Here is a 19,059-nt window from a genome sequence, read left to right on the forward strand (position 1 = left end):
TTGAAATGAGCGAGAAACGTTGATGTCGAATTCTTATGACTCCTCCAGTATCAAAGTCCTGAAAGGGCTGGATGCGGTGCGTAAGCGCCCGGGTATGTATATCGGCGACACGGATGACGGCACCGGTCTGCACCACATGGTATTCGAGGTGGTAGATAACGCTATCGACGAAGCGCTCGCGGGTCACTGTAAAGACATCGTGGTCACGATCCATGCGGATAACTCCGTCTCCGTCACCGATGATGGTCGTGGCATCCCAACCGGTATCCACCCGGAGGAAGGCGTGTCCGCTGCGGAAGTTATCATGACTGTGCTGCACGCAGGCGGTAAGTTCGATGATAACTCCTATAAAGTTTCCGGCGGTCTGCACGGCGTAGGTGTCTCCGTGGTTAACGCCCTTTCGCAGAAGCTGGAGCTGGTTATTCAGCGCGAAGGCAAAATTCACCGCCAGCTGTATACCCACGGCGTGCCGCAGGCACCGCTGGCCGTCACTGGCGATACCGACAAAACCGGTACCATGGTGCGCTTCTGGCCAAGCCTGGAAACCTTCACTAACGTCACCGAATTCGAGTACGACATCCTGGCGAAACGCCTGCGTGAACTGTCGTTCCTGAACTCTGGCGTCTCTATTCGTCTGCGTGATAAACGCGACAACAAAGAAGACCACTTCCATTACGAAGGTGGTATCAAGGCGTTCGTTGAGTACCTGAACAAGAACAAAACGCCAATTCATCCAAATATCTTCTACTTCTCCACCGAAAAAGACGGTATCGGCGTAGAAGTGGCGTTGCAGTGGAACGATGGTTTCCAGGAAAACATCTACTGCTTCACCAACAACATTCCACAGCGTGACGGCGGTACTCACCTTGCAGGCTTCCGTGCGGCGATGACCCGTACTTTGAACGCCTACATGGACAAAGAAGGCTACAGCAAAAAAGCGAAAGTCAGCGCCACCGGTGACGATGCCCGTGAAGGCCTGATTGCTGTGGTTTCCGTGAAGGTGCCGGATCCGAAGTTCTCCTCACAGACCAAAGACAAACTGGTCTCTTCTGAGGTGAAATCGGCGGTTGAACAGCAGATGAACGAACTGCTGAGCGACTACCTGCAGGAAAACCCGTCTGACGCGAAAATCGTTGTCGGCAAAATTATTGATGCGGCGCGTGCCCGTGAAGCGGCGCGTAAAGCCCGTGAAATGACCCGTCGTAAAGGCGCACTGGACTTAGCAGGCCTGCCAGGCAAACTGGCTGACTGCCAGGAACGTGACCCGGCGCTGTCTGAACTGTACCTTGTGGAAGGGGACTCCGCGGGCGGTTCTGCGAAGCAGGGCCGTAACCGTAAGAACCAGGCTATCCTGCCGTTGAAGGGGAAAATCCTCAACGTTGAGAAAGCACGCTTCGACAAAATGCTCTCTTCTCAGGAAGTGGCGACGCTTATCACCGCGCTGGGCTGCGGCATTGGCCGTGATGAGTACAACCCGGACAAACTGCGCTATCACAGCATCATCATCATGACCGATGCGGACGTCGACGGCTCGCACATCCGTACGCTGCTGTTGACCTTCTTCTATCGTCAGATGCCGGAAATCGTTGAACGTGGCCACGTCTACATTGCACAGCCACCGCTGTACAAAGTGAAGAAAGGCAAACAGGAACAGTACATCAAAGATGATGACGCGATGGATCAGTACCAAATCGCCATCGCCCTTGATGGTGCGACTCTGCACGCGAACTCCAGCGCACCAGCACTGGCAGGTGAGCCGCTGGAACGCCTGGTGTCTGAGTTCAACGCCACGCAGAAAATGATTGGTCGTATGGAGCGCCGTTATCCGAAAGCGCTGCTGAAGGAGCTGGTTTATCAGCCAACGCTGACCGAAGCTGATCTGAGCGATGAACAAACCGTGACCCGCTGGGTGAATACCCTGGTAAGCGAGCTGAACGAGAAAGAACAGCACGGTAGCCAGTGGAAATTCGATGTTCAGCAGAACGCCGCTCAACAGTTCGAGCCGATTGTTCGCGTGCGTACCCATGGTGTCGACACTGACTATCCGCTGGAGCACGAATTTGTGACCGGCCCGGAATACCGCCGCATCTGCACGCTCGGTGAGAAGCTGCGCGGTCTGATCGAGGACGATGCGTTTATCGAACGTGGCGACCGTCGTCAGCCGGTAGCCAGCTTCGAACAGGCGCTGGACTGGCTGGTGAAAGAGTCCCGTCGCGGTCTGTCTATCCAACGTTATAAAGGTCTTGGTGAAATGAACCCGGATCAGCTGTGGGAAACCACTATGGATCCGGAAAGCCGCCGCATGCTGCGCGTGACCGTTAAAGACGCGATTGCTGCTGACCAGCTGTTCACTACCCTGATGGGCGATGCGGTTGAACCACGTCGTGCCTTCATCGAAGAGAACGCCCTGAAAGCGGCTAATATCGATATTTAATGCCGTAATACTGCAAAACACAGGCCGCGCTTTTAGCGCGGCTTTTTTGTGGGCACAGGCATATCCAGCGACATCACTGACGGTAAACGGCTCGCCAGCGTATCTATAGCAATTCTTACCCTTAGCGGCAGATGCGGCGTCTGCTGCCAGACCGCGTGCACGTCGAAACGCACATCCGGTGCCTGCTTTAAGAGCGGGATGAGTTTTCCCTGATGAATTTCTTTGCTGACCATCCAGCAGGGTAGCCATGCAATGCCGTGTCCGGCCAATGCAGCGTCGCAGATCGCCTGCAAATCATCCATATTGAGTGATGACCGGGGAATAAATGTGCGCGGCGTTCCGTCGTTGTCCATGAGTTGCCAGGGGAGCACTCTGCCTGCGCGCAGATAGTTAATGGCGGTATGCTGGGGTAAATCATCAACGCTTTGTGGCTGGCCTTTCTTCAGCAGATAATCCGGCGCGGCGCACAGCACCATGCGGTGCTCCCCCAGCCTTCTGGCAACCAGCACGCTGCTGTCCTGAAGCACGCCGTTACGCACTGCCATATCAAACCCTTCCTCGACAAGATCCACCACGCGGTCACTGAATGACATTTCCAGTTCAAGTCCGGGGTGTTCCTGCGCCAGTTCAATCAACAGCGGGGCGACGCACTGGCGACCAAACAGCACCGGCATGGCAACACGCAGGCGGCCACTGACCTGCTGTTTCCCTGTTTCAAGCAGTGATTCTGCACCGCGAATTTCCTCCAGCGCGCGTAGACAGCGCTCATAAAAAAGCGCGCCGTTATCGGTCAGGCTCTGGCTGCGGGTGGTGCGCTGGAAGAGACGAACGCCCAGTCGCTCTTCGAGGCGAGCGATACTTTTCCCTACCGCCGAGCGCGATAAATGCAGGCGAGTTGCGGCCTGAGCAAAACTCCCCGCCTCAACGGCGGCCACAAAAACAGGAATATCCTTCAGTGTATCAGTCATGGATTGTATCCATTATTGCGACAATAAAGAGAAAACTTATCGCCACTGGTGATGGTGAGTCAACGGTAGACTGTGAGTCCTGAAACTCATTTGATGGCTGGAGAAAAACAATGGCAGAGACAATGCAACGCTGGTCGATGTACGCCCTCGGGCGCGAGAACCTCAGACTCATTCAGGAACCTGTTCCACAGCCTGGTCCAGGTGAAGTGCGCGTGCGGGTGAATGCCGTTGCGCTCAACTACCGCGATAAAATGGTGATTGAAGGTAACATGCCGATTTCACGTTCCTTCCCGTTTACGCCGGCGTCTGACATGGCGGGCGTGGTGGACAGCGTTGGCGAAGGTGTGACACGTTTCAAACCCGGCGCTCGCGTCATCTCAACCTTCTTCCCTGAGTGGATCGACGGCAAGCCGCAGGCGGACGCGCGCAATTTGCCCTATAGAACGTCCGGTGGATACTTCCAGGGGATGCTGGCTGAATATGTGATTGTGAATGCAGACTGGCTGGTGGCCGCCCCGGAAACACTGGATGACGCAGAGGCCAGCACCTTACCCTGCGCAGGGCTTACCGCATGGTTTGCGCTGGTGGAACGCGGCCAGTTACGCGCCGGGCAATCGGTGCTGGTACAGGGGACGGGCGGCGTAGCGATATTCGCCCTGCAAATTGCAAAAGCACACGGAGCTGAGGTTTTTGTCACGTCCGGAAGTGATGAAAAACTGGCACAGGCCAAAAAACTCGGGGCTGACAAAGGGATCAACAGGCTGAAAGGTGACTGGGCTGAAGCCATTCTGGCGCTGACTCAGGATCGCGGTATCGACCATATTATCGAAACCGTAGGGGGTGAAAACCTGAAGTATTCCCTGCGCGCCGTTGCCGTTCATGGACGTATCTCGGTTATCGGCGTTCTGGCCGGGACCGAAATTTCACTCCCAGCTGGCGAGCTGTTGCTGAAATCTCCGGTTATTCAGGGGATTGGAGTTGGGCATCGTCGGGCGCTGGAGGATTTCGTTCATGCTGTCGATGTAACCGGATTAAAACCTGTGATTGAGCATCGCTACCGTTTTGACGAGCTTGAACAGGCGCTTGAGCACCTCGATCGCGGTGCGTTTGGCAAAATAGTCCTCACCCGAGAGTGAATTGTCGTTCCCCGGGATAAGACTGAAAAGGGGTGATCTGGTTGCGCAATCTAGCTCTATTTTTGTGTGCTTAATCGCGTTAGCATGGGTTGCATTCATTTATTCCGGGGACCTCATGGCTATCAAACTCATTGCAATCGATATGGACGGCACACTGCTGCTGCCAGACCACACCATCTCTCCAGCCGTTAAAAACGCAATTGCCGCGGCACGCGCAAAGGGCGTGAATGTGGTACTGACCACTGGCCGTCCGTATGCCGGTGTGCACAGCTACCTGAAAGAGCTGCACATGAATCAGCCGGGCGATTACTGCATTACCTATAATGGCGCGCTGGTGCAGAAAGCTGCGGATGGCAGTACGGTTGCGCAAACCGCGCTGAGCTATGATGACTACCTGTTCCTCGAAAAACTGTCCCGCGAAGTAGGTTCTCACTTTCACGCGCTCGATCGCAACACGCTCTATACCGCCAACCGTGATATCAGCTACTACACCGTACATGAGTCCTTCGTTGCGACCATTCCGCTGGTGTTCTGTGAAGCCGAGAAAATGGACCCGGCGACGCAGTTCCTGAAAGTGATGATGATCGACGAGCCTGAGATCCTGGATAAAGCGATTGCGCGCATCCCTGCCGAGGTGAAAGAGAAATACACCGTGCTGAAAAGCGCGCCGTACTTCCTCGAAATTCTCGATAAACGCGTGAATAAAGGTACCGGTGTTAAATCACTGGCCGATGCGCTGGGCATCAAACCTGAGGAGATTATGGCCCTGGGCGATCAGGAAAACGACATCGCGATGATTGAATACGCGGGTATGGGCGTGGCAATGGACAACGCGATCCCGTCGGTGAAAGAAGTGGCCAATTTTGTCACCAAATCCAACCTGGAAGACGGTGTGGCGTACGCCATTGAGAAATTTGTCCTGCGGTAACAGCAACCAAAATCATCAGCCTCGGTTATCAACCGGGGCTTTTTTTTGCGCTGAATTTATTGGATTGTTCTTTTTGTGATCTTTATTGTAGTACAACATGGATTGATTGTACTACATTGTCATCACGACAAAGATGAGAGGCCTCACGTTTGTACTGCAAAAGTGAGGCGAAATTCGGCGGGCACGGTAAAGTAGTGATGGACATACAGAGTACAAGGACTCTCCATGACGCTTAACAAAACCGATCGCATTGTCATCACGCTGGGCACTCAAATTGTGGGGGGCAAATACGTCCCGGGTTCGCCGCTCCCTGCTGAGGCCGAACTGTGTGAGGAGTTTGAAACCTCGCGCAACATCATCCGGGAAGTGTTCCGCTCGCTGATGGCGAAGCGGCTGATTGAAATGAAACGCTATCGCGGCGCGTTTGTTGCTCCTCGCAACCAGTGGAACTACCTCGATACCGACGTATTGCAGTGGGTTCTGGAAAACGACTACGACCCACGGCTGATTGGCGCGATGAGTGAAGTCCGGAACCTGGTGGAACCGGCCATCGCCCGCTGGGCGGCGGAGCGCGCAACCTCCGGTGATTTGGCCCAGATTGAGTCGGCTTTAAACGACATGATCGCCAATAACCAGAACCGGGAGGCGTTCAACGAGGCGGACATTCGCTATCACGAGGCGGTGCTGCAGTCGGTGCACAACCCGGTGTTACAGCAGCTTAGCGTGGCGATCAGCTCGCTACAGCGAGCGGTATTTGAACGAACCTGGATGGGCGATGAGGCCAACATGCCAAAAACGCTCCAGGAACATAAAGCGCTGTTCGATGCGATAAGGCATCAGGACGGCGATGCGGCAGAGCAGGCGGCCCTCACGATGATCGCCAGCTCGACACGAAGGCTGAAGGAAATCACATGACATCTCGCTACATCGCAATTGATTGGGGATCGACCAACCTGCGCGCCTGGCTTTACCATGGCGAGCAGTGCCTGGAGAGCAGGCAATCAGAGGCAGGCATCACACGCCTGAACGGTAAATCCCCCGAGGCGGTGTTAGCAGAGGTGACGCAAAACTGGCGCGATGGCGCCACGCCGGTGGTAATGGCGGGCATGGTCGGCAGCAACGTGGGCTGGAAAATCGCCCCTTATCTGCCGGTTCCTGCGCATTTCTCTGCCATTGGCGAGCAGTTAACGTCCGTTGATGACAATGTCTGGATTATTCCCGGTTTGTGCGTCTCTCGCGACGATAACCACAACGTGATGCGTGGCGAAGAGACACAGTTGCTTGGCGCGCGCACGCTTTCTCCTTCTTCTGTTTACGTTATGCCCGGTACGCACTGCAAGTGGGTGCAGGCCGATGCTGAGCAAATCCATGATTTTCGCACCGTAATGACCGGCGAACTGCACCATTTGCTGCTGACGCTTTCGCTGGTGGGGGCGGGGTTGCCAGCGCAAGAGACGTCGCCCGCAGCGTTTACCGCCGGGCTTGAGCGTGGTCTCGCATCACCTGATGTTCTGCCGAAACTCTTCGAAGTTCGCGCTTCGCACGTGCTGGGAAATCTCCCGCGCGAGCAGGTTAGCGAATTTCTCTCAGGCCTGCTGATTGGCGCAGAAGTCGCGACCATGCGCGATTTTGTCCCGACCGGGCAGGCAATCACGATTGTTGCCGGAAGCGCGTTAACGTCGCGCTATCAGCAGGCATTTCACGCCATTGGGTGTGATGTGGCAGCGATCTCCGGCGATACGGCATTTCAGGCAGGAATAAGGAGCATCGCTCATGCAGTGGCAAACTGATCTTCCCCTTATCGCGATTTTGCGCGGCATTACGCCCGATGAGGCGATCGCGCACGTAGGCGCAGTGATTGACGCCGGGTTCGATGCGGTGGAAATCCCGCTCAACTCTCCGGAGTGGAAAAAAAGTATTCCGGCCGTGGTGGATGCCTTTGGTGATAAGGCACTGATTGGCGCGGGAACCGTGTTACACCCGGAGCAGGTGGATGAGCTGGCGAAAATGGGCTGCAAGCTTATCGTCACGCCCAACATTAATCCTGAAGTGATCCGCCGCGCGGTGAGCTACGGCATGACCGTCTGTCCGGGATGTGCGACAGCTACGGAAGCCTTTACTGCCCTCGATGCGGGCGCGCAGGCGCTCAAAATTTTCCCGTCATCGGCCTTTGGCCCGGACTACATCAAAGCGCTTAAAGCGGTATTACCCGCCAGCGTGCCGGTCTTTGCCGTGGGCGGTGTCACGCCAGAAAACCTGGCGCAGTGGATGAAAGCCGGTTGTGTGGGGGCGGGTCTGGGCAGCGATCTCTATCGCGCCGGGCAGTCAGTTGAACAAACCGCGCAGCAGGCGACAGCATTTGTGAAAGCGTATCGAGAGGCAGTGAAATGAAAATTACCAAACTCACCACGTACCGTTTACCCCCGCGCTGGATGTTCCTGAAAATCGAAACCGACGAAGGCGTTGTCGGCTGGGGCGAGCCGGTGATTGAAGGGCGTGCGCGCACCGTTGAAGCGGCAGTGCATGAGCTGGGCGAATACCTGATTGGCCAGGATCCGGCGCGCATTAACGACCTGTGGCAGGTGATGTATCGCGCGGGCTTCTACCGTGGCGGCCCGATCCTGATGAGCGCTATCGCCGGTATCGACCAGGCGCTGTGGGATATCAAAGGTAAAGTCCTGAATGCGCCGGTCTGGCAATTGATGGGCGGCCTGGTGCGCGACAAAATCAAAGCCTACAGCTGGGTGGGCGGCGACCGCCCTGCGGAAGTGATCGACGGCATTAAGCAGTTGCGCAATATCGGTTTTGACACCTTCAAGCTCAACGGCTGTGAAGAGATGGGCGTTATTGATAACTCGCGTGCGGTAGACCGTGCGGTAAATACCGTCGCGCAAATCCGTGAAGCCTTCGGCAACGAGATTGAGTTTGGTCTGGATTTCCACGGCCGCGTCAGTGCGCCGATGGCTAAAGTGCTGATTAAAGAGCTTGAGCCGTATCGTCCGCTGTTTATCGAAGAGCCGGTGCTGGCCGAGCAGGCGGAGTACTATCCGAAACTGGCTGAGCAGACCCATATTCCTATCGCGGCGGGTGAACGTATGTTCTCGCGTTTCGAGTTCAAACGCGTGCTGGAAGCGGGCGGCATTGCCATACTGCAACCGGATCTCTCCCACGCAGGCGGCATCACCGAATGCTACAAAATTGCCGGAATGGCGGAAGCCTACGATGTGGCGCTGGCGCCGCACTGTCCGCTTGGGCCGATCGCGCTGGCTGCCTGTCTGCACGTGGACTTTGTCTCCCGCAATGCTGTGTTCCAGGAACAGAGCATGGGCATTCACTATAACAAGGGCGCGGAACTGCTCGACTTTGTGAAAAACAAAGAAGACTTCAGCATGGAAGGTGGTTTCTTTAAACCGTTAACGAAGCCGGGCCTTGGCGTGGATATTGACGAAGCCAAAGTCATTGAGCTCAGCAAAAATGCGCCGGACTGGCGTAATCCACTCTGGCGTCATGAAGACGGTTCCGTAGCCGAGTGGTAGTTCGCCGGATGGCGCTTCGCCACCGGACAAAAACCTTACCTACAAAAATATAACCCTCTGTAAATTACAGGGCATGGTGAGCGGCTTCGCTATGCCCAAAATCTGGAGACAGATTGCGATGGATATTCCAGTTACTGCTACAAAAACCGGGCGTCGCCGCTACCTGACGCTGATTATGATCTTTATCACCGTGGTCATTTGTTATGTCGACCGCGCCAACCTTGCCGTGGCATCGGCCCATATTCAGGAAGAGTTTGGCATCACCAAAGCGGAAATGGGCTACGTGTTTTCGGCGTTCGCCTGGCTTTATACGCTGTGTCAGATCCCCGGTGGCTGGTTCCTTGACCGCGTAGGTTCTCGTTTAACCTACTTCATCGCCATTTTCGGCTGGTCCGTGGCGACCCTGTTCCAGGGGTTCGCCACCGGGCTGATGTCGCTAATTGGTCTGCGCGCCATCACCGGGATTTTCGAAGCCCCGGCGTTTCCGACCAACAACCGCATGGTGACCAGCTGGTTCCCGGAACATGAGCGTGCTTCTGCCGTTGGTTTTTACACTTCCGGGCAGTTTGTCGGCCTGGCGTTCCTGACGCCGCTGCTGATCTGGATCCAGGAGCTGCTGAGCTGGCACTGGGTATTTATCGTCACCGGTGGGATCGGCATTATCTGGTCGTTTATCTGGTTCAAGGTTTACCAGCCACCGCGTCTGACTAAAAGCATCACCAAAGCCGAGCTGGACTACATCCGCGACGGCGGTGGTCTGGTAGACGGCGATGCGCCAGTGAAAAAAGAGGCGCGCCAGCCGCTGACCAAAGCGGACTGGAAGCTGGTTTTCCATCGTAAGCTGGTAGGCGTTTATCTGGGTCAGTTCGCGGTTACCTCGACGCTGTGGTTCTTCCTGACCTGGTTCCCTAACTATCTGACGCAGGAAAAGGGGATCACTGCACTGAAAGCTGGCTTTATGACTACAGTACCGTTCCTTGCGGCATTCTTCGGTGTACTGCTCTCGGGCTGGCTGGCGGATAGACTGGTGAAGAAAGGTGTCTCACTGGGGGTCGCGCGTAAGACGCCGATTATCTGCGGCCTGCTGATTTCCACCTGCATCATGGGCGCCAACTACACCAACGATCCGGTATGGATTATGACCCTGATGGCGGTGGCGTTCTTCGGCAACGGTTTTGCCTCCATCACCTGGTCACTGGTCTCATCCCTGGCGCCAATGCGTCTGATTGGCCTGACCGGTGGCGTGTTCAACTTTGTCGGTGGGCTCGGCGGCATCACTGTACCGCTGGTCATCGGCTACCTGGCACAGGATTACGGCTTTGGCCCGGCGCTGGTCTATATCTCAGCGGTAGCACTGATCGGTGCGCTCTCCTACATTCTGCTGGTGGGCGATGTGAAACGAGTAGGCTAAATCCCGCTGATGTTTTACCCTGATGCGACAACTGCGCATCAGGGTATCTCCATGAAACAAATCACCTTCGCTTCCCGCCATCACCAGCTGACCAATATCAATACCTGGACGCCGGACAGCCAGTGGCTCGTCTTTGATGTGCGCCCGTCGGGCGCATCGTTCACCGGTGAAACCATTGAGCGAGTCAATGTCAGTACGGGTGAGGTTGAGGTGATTTATCGTGCCACTGACGGCGCGCATGTCGGCGTGGTGACCGTTCATCCCGCTGAAGATAAGTATGTGTTTATCCACGGCCCGAAACACCCGGATGCAGACTGGCACTATGATTTTCACCATCGTCAGGGGGTGATTGCGCATCATGGCCAGGTGAGCAACCTGGATGCGATGGATATCACCGCGCCTTATACCGCAGGCGCGTTGCGCGGCGGCAGTCACGTACACGTCTTCAGCCCGAACGGGCAGCTCGTTAGCTTTACCTATAACGACCATGTCCTGCACGAGCGCGATCCGAAACTTGATTTACGTAACGTGGGTGTTGCCGCACCGTTTGGCCCTGTGAACCCACAGGGGAACCATCCGCGAGAATATGTCGGTGCATACTGGAGCGTGCTGGTGAGCCGCACGACGCCAACACCTCAGCCCGGCAGCGATGACATCAACCGCGCCTATGAAGAGGGCTGGGTGAGTAATGACCGGCTGGCGTTTATTGGCGATACCCTGTCAGTGCAGGGCGAGAAAGTGCCAGAACTGTTTATTGTTGAGTTGCCTGAGAACGAACAGGGCTGGAAGCAGGCTGGCGATGAGCCTTTGCAGGGTACGACAGAGACCCTGCCTGCCCCGCCAGCAGGGGTTAAGCAGCGTCGTCTGACCTTTACGCATCAAAGGGCGTATCCGGGGCTTGTGAACGTGCCGCGTCACTGGGTGCGCTGTAATCCGCAAGGGACGCAGATCGCGTTTCTGATGCGAGATGATAACGGTATTGTGCAGCTGTGGCTGATCTCTCCTGAGGGTGGCGAGACGCGCCAGTTAACCCATACGGAGAGCGGTATTCAGTCAGCGTTTAACTGGCACCCTTCCGGGAACATGCTGGGATTCGTGCTTGAAAATCGGATCGCCTGTTGCGATGCGCAGACTGGTGCGGTGACGTTTTTGACGTCCGATCACGGCAACCCACCTTCAGCAGATGCGGTAGTGTTTTCCCCAGACGGACGTTTTATTGCGTGGATGGAAGAGACAGGCGGTTTCCGTCAGCTTTGGTTAACAGAAACCGCGCAACACTAGCGTGGAGGCAATTCAGCGGGCGGAATAACGGCGTTTGTCGCCAGATTCTCCTGCTCGCTTTTTTCTACCCGTGAGCGCACAGAATTGTCCTTACGAAACATATCCCACGGCAGCAGAAGCGTATCCGCCACAGCCGTAAACGGCATATCCAGGATAACCAGGGATTTGGTGCCCCAGTTTGTATCGTCATCGGAGATCATCGCCGCGCTGGCACGTGTCCCCGGATATGTTCCTTCTTTACCGCCGGTGTGAGACATCACGCTCGAACACCCGCAAAGTAAAACTACCCCGCTGAACGTCGTCAGCTTTATCAGAACATTTTTCATCATCACTCAGTCATCATTAATGGCACTGCAAAGACCTGCAACTCAGGTTTATAGCGAGCCTTAACCAAAATGGATAGCCCGATAACCCCGCACTGTGGCAGCCATCGCAATTTAACCCTTTGTGCTGTTGTCCCAGTCTAAGCGAGATGCAAGAAAGTGCAAAAAAAAGTGCAGCTGTCGTGCTTGAAAAGCCCGGTTCCAGACCCATTTTAAGAATGTAACCACGAAAACGAACACGCCTGATGGGTGTTCGGGGTACTAAGGCCTGTCCATGGTGGAAGGCTACATTTTCTCGCTGATTTCAGGAGTTTTATTTATGCGTAACTTCGATCTTTCTCCGCTATACCGTTCTGCAATTGGTTTTGACCGCCTGTTTAACCATTTAGAAAATAACCAAAGCCAGAGCAACGGCTACCCTCCATACAATGTTGAGCTGGTTGACGAAAACCACTACCGCATCGCGATTGCTGTCGCCGGTTTTGCAGAAAACGAACTGGAGATCACCGCCCAGGACAACCTGCTAGTGGTGAAAGGTTCCCATACGGCCGAGCAGAAAGAACGTACCTACCTTTACCAGGGCATTGCAGAGCGCAACTTTGAACGTAAGTTCCAGTTAGCTGAGAACATTCACGTTAAAGGCGCGAACCTGGTTAACGGCCTGCTGTTTATCGAACTGGAACGTGTGATCCCGGAAGAGAAAAAGCCGCGTCGTATCGAAATTAACTAATTATGCGGGTCGCCTAAGCGGCCCATCCAGAATTGCTTGCCGTAATGGGAGCATATGCGAATCCATCGGGATTTGCAGGAATAACTGCGCACAAAATTAAACTGTGCCGAACTCGCTTCTCAGAAGGAGATTTAGTATGCGTAACTACGATTTATCCCCCCTGCTGCGTCAGTGGATTGGTTTTGACAAACTGGCTAACGCCCTGCAAAGCACCACTGAGCAACAGACATTTCCGCCGTACAACATCGAAAAGAGCGATGATAACCACTATCGCATTACCCTGGCGCTGGCCGGTTTCCGTCAGGACGATTTGGATATCCAGCTTGAAGGTACGCGTCTGACCGTGAAGGGTACGCCGGAAAAACCAGAAACCGAGACCAAATGGTTACATCAGGGATTGGTCACTCAGCCGTTTAGCCTGAGCTTTACCCTGGCCGATCATATGGAAGTCTCCGGTGCGACTTTCACCAACGGGCTGTTGCATATCGACCTGACCCGTAATGTGCCGGAAGCTATCGCGCCACAGCGTATCGCCATTAGCGAGCGGCCTGCGTTAAACAGTTAACAAGCCCGCCGATCCTGTAGGTCGGGTAAGGCGTAGCCGCCACCCGACAATACTCACCGACTGCACAAAGCCCTGCTCCGGCAGGGCTTTTTTGTGCGCCATCGCCCATACAACTACGTCTGGCTCTGAGAGAATCCTCGTCATAACTAAGGTTATGCACAGGAAGTGGATCATGAGTGATATCGCGTTAACGGTTAGCGTGTTGGCCCTGGTCGCTGTAGTTGGACTGTGGATAGGTAATATCAAAATCCGTGGCGTCGGGTTTGGGATTGGCGGGGTCCTGTTTGGCGGAATTTTTGTCGGGCACTTTGCCGACAAACTCGGGCTGGTCCTCAGCGCCGAAATGCTCCACTTTATTCAGGAATTCGGTCTGATCCTCTTCGTTTATACCATCGGTATTCAGGTGGGGCCGGGCTTTTTTGCCTCACTTCGGGTTTCCGGATTACGGCTTAACCTGTTTGCTCTCGGCATTGTGGTGATGGGCGGGCTGGTTACCGCTATTCTGCATAAAGTCTTTGATATCCCGCTGCCTGTGGTGTTGGGTATCTTCTCCGGGGCGGTGACCAACACGCCGGCACTCGGTGCGGGGCAGCAAATTCTGCGCGATTTGGGTATCGAACCCGGTATTGTCGACCAGATGGGGATGAGCTACGCCATGGCCTATCCGTTTGGGATTTGCGGCATTCTGCTCTCCATGTGGCTGGTACGCGTCCTGTTCCGGATTAACGTCGACAAAGAGGCGAAGGACCACGAAACCACCCTCACTAACGGCCATATGCCGATCAAAACCATCAATATTCGGGTTGATAACCCCAATCTGAACAACATGGCGATTCAGGATGTGCCGATCCTGAACAGCGCCAATATCATCTGCTCCCGCCTTAAGCGTGACGATATGCTGATGGTGCCCGCGCCCGGCACCGTCATTCAGCAAGGCGATTTGCTGCATCTGGTCGGCCAGCCAGGGGATTTAAACAACGCGCGGCTGGTGATTGGTCAGGAAGTGGATACGTCGCTCTCAACCCGTGGCACCGATATGCGCGTGGAACGTGTGGTGGTGACTAACGAGCACGTTCTGGGCAAGAAAATACGCGATCTGCAGGTAAAAGAGCGCTACGACGTGGTGATCTCCCGTCTTAACCGTGCGGGTGTCGAGTTGGTCGCCAGCCCGGAGGCCAGCCTGCAGTTTGGGGATATCCTCAACCTGGTCGGGCGGCCGTCTTCGATTGATGCTGTGGCGGATATGGTGGGTAACGCCCAGCAAAAACTGCAGCAGGTACAGATGCTGCCCGTGTTTATCGGTATCGGGCTTGGCGTGCTGCTGGGCTCCATTCCGCTGTACGTGCCGGGTTTCCCGGTTGCGCTGAAGCTGGGCCTGGCGGGCGGGCCGCTGATTATGGCGCTCATCCTTGGGCGTATCGGCTGCATCGGTAAGCTCTACTGGTTTATGCCACCGAGCGCCAACCTGGCGCTGCGCGAGCTCGGCATCGTGCTGTTCCTGGCCGTTGTCGGCCTGAAATCCGGCGGAGATTTTGTCGATACCCTGGTCAAGGGCGAAGGGATGAGTTGGGTCGGCTACGGGATATTTATCACGGCGATCCCGCTGCTGACGGTGGGCATTCTGGCGCGGATGTTCGCCAAAATGAACTATCTGACGCTGTGCGGTATGCTGGCGGGCTCCATGACGGACCCTCCCGCGCTGGCCTTTGCCAATAACCTGCACGCCACCAGCGGTGCGGCGGCATTGTCCTATGCCACGGTATACCCGCTGGTCATGTTCCTGCGCATCATCACCCCGCAGCTACTGGCGGTGCTGTTCTGGGGGATGAGCTAGTAATTCGTCCGGGTGGATGCGCCGCAGATGGTAGTCCACCTGGTAATCGCTGGTATTTCGGAACATCACGGAATAATTGAGGAACTCGCCGCTGTCGCTGTATGAGAGAGACGTAATTCGCAGCAGCGGCGTTTGTTCCGGCAGGTTCAAATAACCAGCCAGCTGTTTATCTGCCAGCACTGGCGTCAGGCTCTCGTAATTACCGCTGATAGTGATCCCGCACTCCTTCTCGATGTAATCAAACTTCGACCCTTCAAGATGCGCCAGCGACAGATTGCGAAACAGCTTCACGGGCATAAAGCTGTCCTCCAGCATCAGGGGTTTCCCCTCCACGTAACGCACGCGACGCGAAAAGTAGATCCGTTCATCCACCTGTATCCGCAGCTGGCTGGCGATGGCGGGCGGTGCGGGCATGACTTCGAACTGCAACACCTTGCTCTGCACCTCTTTCCCCTGCTGACGCAGCACCTCCACCAGCCCGGTCAGGTTAGTGGTTTCATGGTGGACATCTTTACGCGATACAAACGTCCCGCTGCCGTGGCGCCGCTCCACCAGCCCCCAACTGACCAGAAGGTCCAGTGCCTTTCGAATGGTCATCCGCGCCACGCCGAATTCCTGTGCCAACGTCTTTTCACCAGGAAGCGGGCTGCCGATGTTGTAGTCCGACGAATTCAGCCGCAGCCGTAATCTGTCGGCAATAGATTTGTAGATCACCAGTAGACCTCTCTGCCCTTTTCTGGAGGTGGATTGCGTCCTGACATGTCCATATTTACAACGAAAAGTAGACCTGACTGGTCAAAATAAAACCATGAATGCGATCACGAATCGCAGCGGCACGCCATGTTCGCGCATCAGTAAGTTCTTATGCTCACCTCAGGCCAGCAAAAAACCATAAAGGCCTCTACCCCCTACAGGTTGTTACGTGAGGATTTAAAAATGCTCAGTCAAATACAACGTTTTGGCGGTGCCATGTTTACCCCGGTGTTGCTGTTTCCGTTCGCCGGGATCGTGGTGGGAATTGCCATCATGCTTCGCAACCCGCTGTTTGTGGGCGAGGCTTTAACCGCTCCGGATAATCTTTTCGCGCAGATCGTTCACATCATTGAAGAGGGCGGCTGGGCGGTGTTTCGCAATATGCCGCTGATTTTTGCCGTCGGCCTGCCGATTGGTCTGGCGAAGCAGGCGCAGGGCCGCGCCTGTCTGGCGGTGCTGATTAGCTTCCTGACCTGGAACTACTTCATCAATGCGATGGGGATGACCTGGGGTCATTTCTTTGGCGTCGATTTTTCCGCAGAGCCCACGGCGGGAAGCGGGCTGGCGATGATTGCGGGTATCAAAACGCTGGATACCAGCATTATTGGGGCGATTGTGATTTCGGGCATCGTCACCGCGATCCATAACCGCTATTTCGACAAGCCGCTGCCGGTTTTTCTGGGGATTTTCCAGGGTACGTCGTTCGTCGTTATCCTCGCATTCTTCGTTATGATCCCCTGTGCCTGGCTGACGCTGCTGGGCTGGCCGAAAGTGCAAATGGGCATTGAGTCTCTGCAGGCCTTCTTACGTTCTGCTGGTGCATTGGGTGTCTGGGTTTATACCTTCCTGGAACGCATTCTGATCCCAACCGGATTGCATCACTTTGTCTACGGTCCGTTTATTTTCGGCCCTGCGGCAGTGGAAGGGGGGATTCAGGTCTACTGGGCGCAGCATCTGCAGGAGTTCAGCCAGAGCACGCTGCCGCTGAAAACCCTGTTCCCGGAAGGCGGATTCGCGCTGCACGGTAACTCCAAAGTGTTTGGCTCTGTCGGGATTGCGCTGGCGCTGTGGTACACCGCGTCGCCGGAAAACCGCGTCAAGGTAGCGGGGTTGCTGATCCCGGCCACGCTCACCGCCGTACTGGTGGGGATTACCGAGCCACTCGAATTCACCTTCCTGTTTATTTCGCCGCTGCTGTTTGCCGTCCACGCCGTACTGGCCGCGACGATGGCAACGGTGATGTACATCTTTGGCGTGGTAGGCAATATGGGCGGCGGCATGCTGGACCAGTTCCTGCCGCAAAACTGGATCCCAATGTTCCATAACCACGCCTCAATGATGTTCACCCAAATCGGTATCGGCGTCTGCTTTACCGGGATCTACTTCGTGGTCTTCAAAACGCTGATTGAGCGTCTGAACCTCAAAACACCTGGCCGGGAAGAGAGTGAAATCAAACTCTACAGCAAGGCTGACTATAAGGCCGCGCGCGAGCAAACCACCGCCCCGGCGGCGGCCAGCCAGCAGGTTGGACAAGCTGCCGGATTCTTACAGGCACTCGGCGGTGCGGCCAATATCGAAAGCATCAACAACTGCGCCACCCGCTTACGTATCGCGCTGGTGGATATGGCGAAAACCCAAAGCGATGACGTCTTCAAAGCCCTGGGCGCACACGGTGTCGTCCGGCGCGGCAACGGCATTCAGGTGATTGTCGGCCTGCACGTTCCTCAGGTGCGCGACCAGCTGGAATCGCTGATGAAAACCCCTTTAACGAATGAACAAACCACCCTGACAGAGGCTATATCATGAAAAAATTCTCAGTTGTCATTGCAGGCGGCGGCAGCACCTTTACGCCTGGTATCGTCCTGATGCTGTTAGCCAACCGCGACCGTTTCCCGCTGCGCGCGCTGAAGTTCTATGACAATGACGGCGCACGTCAGGAGACTATCGCCGAAGCGTGCAAAATCATCCTTAAAGAACAGGCTCCGGAAATTGAATTCAGCTACACCACCGATCCAAAAGCCGCCTTTACCGATGTCGATTTCGTGATGGCGCATATCCGCGTGGGCAAATACCCGATGCGTGAAAAAGACGAGAAAATCCCATTGCGTCACGGCGTGCTGGGTCAGGAAACCTGCGGTCCGGGTGGGATCTCTTACGGCATGCGCTCTATCGGCGGCGTGCTGGAACTGGTGGATTATATGGAGCAGTACTCCCCGAACGCCTGGATGCTGAACTACTCCAACCCGGCGGCGATTGTGGCGGAAGCTACCCGCCGTCTGCGTCCGAACGCCAAAATCCTCAATATCTGCGATATGCCTATCGGCATTGAAGGGCGCATGGCGCAGATTGTTGGCCTCAAGGACCGCAAAGAGATGCGGGTTCGCTACTACGGGCTGAACCACTTCGGCTGGTGGACGTCGATTGAAGATCTGAACGGCAACGATTTGATGCCGAAACTGCGCGAATACGTTGCGAAAAACGGCTATGTCCCGCCTTCGGAAGATGCGCATACCGAAGCGAGCTGGAACGATACCTTTGCCAAAGCAAAAGACGTGCAGGCGCTGGATCCGGACACCATGCCGAACACCTATCTAAAATATTATCTGTTCCCGGACTACGTGGTCGCGCACTCGAACCCGGAACGCACCCGCGCCAATGAAGTCATGGATCACCGCGAGAAGCACGTGTTCAGCTCTTGCCGGGCGATTATCGAAGCCGGTAACTCCGCCGCCGGTGAGCTGGAAATCGACGAACATGCGTCGTACATCGTCGATCTGGCGACGGCAATTGCCTTCAACACCCAGGAGCGCATGCTGCTGATTGTGCCGAATAATGGGGCCATCCATAACTTTGATGCCGACGCGATGGTGGAAATTCCGTGCCTGGTGGGCCACAACGGGCCGGAACCACTGACCGTGGGCGATATTCCGCACTTCCAGAAAGGATTGATGAGCCAGCAGGTGGCGGTGGAAAAACTGGTGGTGGATGCCTGGGAACAACGCTCATACCAGAAGCTCTGGCAGGCGATTACCCTGTCGAAAACCGTGCCGGGCGCCTCCGTTGCGAAAGCCATTCTGGATGACCTGATCGAGGCCAATAAGGGTTACTGGCCAGAGCTGCATTAACCTTTCCGACCGGCATCGCCCGATGCCGGTCTCCT

17 protein-coding genes and 1 other annotated feature are annotated in these 19,059 nt (G+C 55.5%); of the genes, 14 read left to right on the forward strand and 3 right to left on the reverse strand.

The genetic code is table 11. The annotated features are described in order from the left end of the window. Positions 1–22 precede the first annotated feature (22 nt). Positions 23–2,434, forward strand: coding sequence for a DNA topoisomerase (ATP-hydrolyzing) subunit B (gyrB, locus tag JGF26_RS20645; RefSeq protein WP_028017779.1), 2,412 nt, complete (start codon positions 23–25; stop codon positions 2,432–2,434). Between the two features lie 32 nt (positions 2,435–2,466). Here gyrB and JGF26_RS20650 read toward each other — a convergent pair whose 3' ends face one another. Beyond that, positions 2,467–3,402, reverse strand: a complete 936-nt coding sequence (locus JGF26_RS20650) for a LysR family transcriptional regulator (protein WP_134708662.1) — start codon at positions 3,400–3,402, stop codon at positions 2,467–2,469. Positions 3,403–3,512: 110 nt separating this feature from the next. Here JGF26_RS20650 and JGF26_RS20655 point away from each other — a divergent pair, with 110 nt between their 5' ends. From JGF26_RS20655 to JGF26_RS20690, 8 genes are all read left to right on the forward strand, one after another. Further along, on the forward strand, positions 3,513–4,538 hold the full coding sequence (locus JGF26_RS20655; RefSeq protein WP_134708661.1) for an NAD(P)-dependent alcohol dehydrogenase: 1,026 nt from the start codon (positions 3,513–3,515) through the stop codon (positions 4,536–4,538). Positions 4,539–4,653: 115 nt separating this feature from the next. Further along, complete coding sequence (gene yidA, locus JGF26_RS20660) at positions 4,654–5,466, forward strand: sugar-phosphatase (protein WP_108089285.1); 813 nt, start codon at positions 4,654–4,656, stop codon at positions 5,464–5,466. Between the two features lie 225 nt (positions 5,467–5,691). After that, positions 5,692–6,381 (forward strand): D-galactonate utilization transcriptional regulator DgoR, encoded by a 690-nt coding sequence (gene dgoR / locus JGF26_RS20665; protein WP_003861109.1) that lies wholly within the window; start codon positions 5,692–5,694, stop codon positions 6,379–6,381. Beyond that, positions 6,378–7,256, forward strand: coding sequence for a 2-dehydro-3-deoxygalactonokinase (locus JGF26_RS20670; protein WP_134708660.1), 879 nt, complete (start codon positions 6,378–6,380; stop codon positions 7,254–7,256). The genes dgoR and JGF26_RS20670 overlap by 4 nt, the downstream gene beginning before the upstream one ends. Further along, positions 7,240–7,857, forward strand: coding sequence for a 2-dehydro-3-deoxy-6-phosphogalactonate aldolase (locus JGF26_RS20675; protein ID WP_028017784.1), 618 nt, complete (start codon positions 7,240–7,242; stop codon positions 7,855–7,857). The genes JGF26_RS20670 and JGF26_RS20675 overlap by 17 nt, the downstream gene beginning before the upstream one ends. After that, positions 7,854–9,002, forward strand: a complete 1,149-nt coding sequence (dgoD, locus tag JGF26_RS20680; RefSeq protein ID WP_028017785.1) for a galactonate dehydratase — start codon at positions 7,854–7,856, stop codon at positions 9,000–9,002. The genes JGF26_RS20675 and dgoD overlap by 4 nt, the downstream gene beginning before the upstream one ends. 73 nt (positions 9,003–9,075) lie before the next feature. After that, positions 9,076–10,413, forward strand: coding sequence for an MFS transporter (locus JGF26_RS20685; RefSeq protein ID WP_161802308.1), 1,338 nt, complete (start codon positions 9,076–9,078; stop codon positions 10,411–10,413). Between the two features lie 51 nt (positions 10,414–10,464). Further along, a complete protein-coding gene (locus JGF26_RS20690) occupies positions 10,465–11,694 on the forward strand; it encodes a DUF3748 domain-containing protein (protein ID WP_176691050.1) in 1,230 nt (409 codons plus the stop codon). Here JGF26_RS20690 and JGF26_RS20695 read toward each other — a convergent pair. After that, positions 11,691–12,023, reverse strand: a complete 333-nt coding sequence (locus JGF26_RS20695) for a YceK/YidQ family lipoprotein (protein ID WP_028017788.1) — start codon at positions 12,021–12,023, stop codon at positions 11,691–11,693. The two genes, JGF26_RS20690 and JGF26_RS20695, sit on opposite strands and share 4 nt — an antisense overlap. Positions 12,024–12,270: 247 nt before the next feature. Then, positions 12,271–12,343 (forward strand) — a sequence feature (ROSE (Repression Of Heat Shock gene Expression) occurs in the 5'-region of heat shock genes and acts as an RNA thermometer to modulate expression.). On the opposite strand from JGF26_RS20695, the gene ibpA reads away from it, so the two are divergent. The 3 genes from ibpA to JGF26_RS20710 all read left to right on the forward strand — a co-directional run bounded on the left by ibpA (position 12,337) and on the right by JGF26_RS20710 (position 15,146). After that, a complete protein-coding gene (gene ibpA, locus JGF26_RS20700; RefSeq protein ID WP_008500162.1) occupies positions 12,337–12,747 on the forward strand; it encodes a small heat shock chaperone IbpA in 411 nt (136 codons plus the stop codon). Its footprint overlaps the feature before it by 7 nt. 136 nt (positions 12,748–12,883) lie before the next feature. Further along, positions 12,884–13,312, forward strand: coding sequence for a small heat shock chaperone IbpB (gene ibpB / locus JGF26_RS20705; protein ID WP_028017790.1), 429 nt, complete (start codon positions 12,884–12,886; stop codon positions 13,310–13,312). Between the two features lie 172 nt (positions 13,313–13,484). After that, positions 13,485–15,146, forward strand: a complete 1,662-nt coding sequence (locus JGF26_RS20710; protein WP_028017791.1) for a putative transporter — start codon at positions 13,485–13,487, stop codon at positions 15,144–15,146. On the opposite strand, the gene JGF26_RS20715 is transcribed toward JGF26_RS20710, so the two are convergent. Continuing rightward, positions 15,114–15,860 (reverse strand): GntR family transcriptional regulator, encoded by a 747-nt coding sequence (locus JGF26_RS20715; RefSeq protein WP_028017792.1) that lies wholly within the window; start codon positions 15,858–15,860, stop codon positions 15,114–15,116. The genes JGF26_RS20710 and JGF26_RS20715 overlap by 33 nt on opposite strands. A 222-nt stretch (positions 15,861–16,082) precedes the next feature. Here JGF26_RS20715 and JGF26_RS20720 point away from each other — a divergent pair, with 222 nt between their 5' ends. After that, the gene (locus JGF26_RS20720) at positions 16,083–17,705 is read left to right on the forward strand and encodes an alpha-glucoside-specific PTS transporter subunit IIBC (RefSeq protein WP_028017793.1); all 1,623 of its coding nucleotides are present in this window, start codon (positions 16,083–16,085) and stop codon (positions 17,703–17,705) included. Further along, a complete protein-coding gene (locus JGF26_RS20725) occupies positions 17,702–19,024 on the forward strand; it encodes a 6-phospho-alpha-glucosidase (protein ID WP_134708659.1) in 1,323 nt (440 codons plus the stop codon). Before JGF26_RS20720 ends, JGF26_RS20725 begins: the two co-directional genes overlap by 4 nt. Positions 19,025–19,059: the final 35 nt, after the last annotated feature.

Source organism: Enterobacter sp. E1, assembly GCF_016809815.1.
GTDB classification, from domain to species: domain Bacteria; phylum Pseudomonadota; class Gammaproteobacteria; order Enterobacterales; family Enterobacteriaceae; genus Enterobacter; species Enterobacter adelaidei.

Coding starts and splice junctions, on each gene's coding strand:
- gyrB (WP_028017779.1), top strand. CDS start 23: ATGTCGAATTCTTATGACTCCTCCAGTATCAAAGTCCTGAAAGGGCTG.
- JGF26_RS20650 (WP_134708662.1), bottom strand. CDS start 3,402: ATGACTGATACACTGAAGGATATTCCTGTTTTTGTGGCCGCCGTTGAG.
- JGF26_RS20655 (WP_134708661.1), top strand. CDS start 3,513: ATGGCAGAGACAATGCAACGCTGGTCGATGTACGCCCTCGGGCGCGAG.
- yidA (WP_108089285.1), top strand. CDS start 4,654: ATGGCTATCAAACTCATTGCAATCGATATGGACGGCACACTGCTGCTG.
- dgoR (WP_003861109.1), top strand. CDS start 5,692: ATGACGCTTAACAAAACCGATCGCATTGTCATCACGCTGGGCACTCAA.
- JGF26_RS20670 (WP_134708660.1), top strand. CDS start 6,378: ATGACATCTCGCTACATCGCAATTGATTGGGGATCGACCAACCTGCGC.
- JGF26_RS20675 (WP_028017784.1), top strand. CDS start 7,240: ATGCAGTGGCAAACTGATCTTCCCCTTATCGCGATTTTGCGCGGCATT.
- dgoD (WP_028017785.1), top strand. CDS start 7,854: ATGAAAATTACCAAACTCACCACGTACCGTTTACCCCCGCGCTGGATG.
- JGF26_RS20685 (WP_161802308.1), top strand. CDS start 9,076: ATGGTGAGCGGCTTCGCTATGCCCAAAATCTGGAGACAGATTGCGATG.
- JGF26_RS20690 (WP_176691050.1), top strand. CDS start 10,465: ATGAAACAAATCACCTTCGCTTCCCGCCATCACCAGCTGACCAATATC.
- JGF26_RS20695 (WP_028017788.1), bottom strand. CDS start 12,023: ATGATGAAAAATGTTCTGATAAAGCTGACGACGTTCAGCGGGGTAGTT.
- ibpA (WP_008500162.1), top strand. CDS start 12,337: ATGCGTAACTTCGATCTTTCTCCGCTATACCGTTCTGCAATTGGTTTT.
- ibpB (WP_028017790.1), top strand. CDS start 12,884: ATGCGTAACTACGATTTATCCCCCCTGCTGCGTCAGTGGATTGGTTTT.
- JGF26_RS20710 (WP_028017791.1), top strand. CDS start 13,485: ATGAGTGATATCGCGTTAACGGTTAGCGTGTTGGCCCTGGTCGCTGTA.
- JGF26_RS20720 (WP_028017793.1), top strand. CDS start 16,083: ATGCTCAGTCAAATACAACGTTTTGGCGGTGCCATGTTTACCCCGGTG.
- JGF26_RS20725 (WP_134708659.1), top strand. CDS start 17,702: ATGAAAAAATTCTCAGTTGTCATTGCAGGCGGCGGCAGCACCTTTACG.